Source organism: Halobacillus sp. BBL2006, assembly GCF_000786645.1.
Taxonomy (GTDB): Bacteria; Bacillota; Bacilli; order Bacillales; family Halobacillaceae; genus Halobacillus.
In genome coordinates this window covers 1-2606 of record NZ_JRNX01000225.1, presented here as the reverse complement: position 1 = coordinate 2606, position 2606 = coordinate 1, and the positions used below count along the sequence as shown (strand labels likewise).

The 2606-nt window shown below is 43.1% G+C and carries 2 protein-coding genes; both read left to right on the top strand.

Annotation, left to right across the window (positions count from 1 at the left end; genetic code table 11):
* A partial coding sequence (locus LD39_RS07670) for an ABC transporter ATP-binding protein (RefSeq protein ID WP_035544789.1) occupies positions 1-1440 on the top strand: 1440 nt, incomplete at its 5' end.
* Positions 1437-2606 (top strand): ABC transporter ATP-binding protein (locus LD39_RS07665; protein WP_035544791.1); only part of this gene is annotated, 1170 nt, incomplete at its 3' end. The genes LD39_RS07670 and LD39_RS07665, both read left to right, overlap by 4 nt.

Here is a 2606-nt window from a genome sequence, read left to right as displayed (position 1 = left end):
ATGACACCGACGTTTTTCGGCAAAAATCGAACGGGTGATCTAATGGCTCGAGCCACCAATGATTTAAAAGCGTTGACGATGACGGCGGGGTTCGGAATACTGACTCTAGTGGACTCAACGGTGTTCATGTGTCTGATTATTGCGGTCATGGGCTTTACTATCAGCTGGAAACTGACCTTGGCCGCTCTTCTTCCATTACCAATCATGGCCGTCGCGATGAATCGGTATGGGAAAGTGATTCATGCTCGCTTTACAGAAGCGCAAACCGCTTTTGGGGAGATGAATAACAACGTTCTTGAATCAGTCAGGGGTGTCAGAGTACTCCGAGCTTTTGTCCAGGAGAATCATGATAACCAGAGGTTTCAAGACATGACGGAAGAAGTATATGACAAGAACATAGAAGTAGCGAAAATTGATGCCTTATTTGAGCCGACGATCCAAATTCTAGTCGGACTGTCTTATACGATTGGTCTTGGGTATGGGGCGGCTCTTGTGTTTCAAAATGTCATTACATTAGGACAAATGGTATCTTTCAATGTTTATCTAGGGATGCTCATCTGGCCGATGTTTGCAGTCGGTGAGTTGATCAACGTTTTACAACGGGGGAATGCCTCCTTGGATAGAGTAAACGAAACATTGGATTACAAGCCAGATGTGTGGAGTCCAGCAATTTCAAAAGTGGTAGATCGACCAAAGGAAATTACGTTTAAGGATGTTTCCTTTCAATATCCCGACGCTGAAACGGAAGGGTTAAAGGATATTAATCTTGCCATCCGTCAGGGGCAAACGGTTGGTATTGTTGGAAAGACCGGGGCAGGGAAAACCACGATTTTCCGACAGCTGCTTCGTGAATATCCAGGTATCAAAGGAAATCTGCACATAAATGGAGTAGATATCCAGGACTTTGACCTTGAGACGACCCGCTCTTGGATCGGTTATGTTCCACAGGATCAAGTATTGTTTTCGAAGACGGTCCGTGAAAATATTCAATTTGGTAAAGCGGATGCGACTGACAAAGAGATTCATCGCGTACTTGAGCTTGCCCACTTTTTGGATGATATTAAGAATTTGCTAAAAGGTCTGGATACAAAAGTTGGAGAGAGTGGTGTGACGTTGTCTGGTGGTCAAAAGCAGCGCGTTTCTATTGCTAGAGCATTTATTATGGATCCACAGATTTTGATTTTGGATGATGCCATGTCTGCTGTTGATGGAAAGACAGAAGCGAACATCATAGATCATTTAAGAAAAGAAAGAAGAGGAAAAACGACGTTGATTGCAGCTCATCGCTTATCTGCAGTAACTCACGCAGACCATATCATCGTCCTTGATGAAGGACGGATTGTTGAAGAAGGTACACATGAGGAACTGGTCAGCCAGATGGGATGGTATCAAGAGCAGTATGAACGTCAACAGCTGGAAGATGAGGAGGTGAAGCGATGAGGAAAACATCCACCGAGCGGAAATTGTTTCAATATGCCTTGTATTTTAAGAGAAGTATTTTAATAGGATTGTTTTGTCTTGTTATCGCCGTTGCTTTGGAATTGACCGGACCTTTCATCGCCAAACGTTTAATTGATGAACACATTGTAGGAATCGAAGATCAATGGTATCAAGTCGAGTCAGCAGATGATTATACGGTCAGATATGAAGGAAACCTGTATAAACGAGAGGATCGTCTGGAGGGAACGGAAGAAAAGCTGGGAATAGCCACAATTCTGCAAGTGGATCGGTCATATTATTTCGTGAATGAAGATCTTCCGACAACAGGAACCCGTTCAGTCGTTGGAAATGAGTTGAGGCTGGAGGGTCCCTATCAAACCTACCGTGCCGAAGCGCAGCCACTCTCGCTTTCACAGTTATATCGCTTTTTTCAACCGGAAATCCCTTCGATCTATTGGCTTTTAGGAATCTACGTCGGTCTTTTATTCATAGCGGCTGTCTTTCAATTCACCCATACGTTCCTTTTGCAAAAGTCTTCAAATCGTATCATTCGTAAAATGAGAAATGACCTTTTCACCCATATACAGCGGCTGCCAGTCCAGTATTTTGTCAATCAGCCGGCAGGTAAGGTTGTTGCAAGGGTAACGAATGATACAGAAGCGATACGTGAACTCTATGTTCGTGTGTTAGCGACTTTTGTTACGAGCTTTTTCTATATGGCAGGGATTTATGTAGCCTTATTCCTTTTGGATATAAAGCTGGCTTTGATGTGTTTATTGCTCGTTCCGGTCATTTTTGTATGGATGAAGTGGTATAAGAGGTTTGGTGGGAAATATAACAAGGTGGTCCGATCCACGGTCAGTGACATGAATGGAAATATTAACGAAGCGATTCAGGGAATGTCAATTATTCAGGCGTTCCGTCAAGAGAAGCAAACCTCCCGTGAGTTCGAAGAATTGAATGAGCGTCACTTTACCTACCAAAGGAAACTTGTAAGATTAAGTGCACTCACTTCCTGGAATTTAGTAAATGTGTTGCGGAACATTGCTTTCGTTGGTTTCATTTGGTATTTCGGTTCTCAATCTCTAGTAGTAGAAGGAATTGTCACTGTCGGAGTCTTGTATGCTTTTGTAGACTATTTGAACAGACTTTTCCAACCAATTACC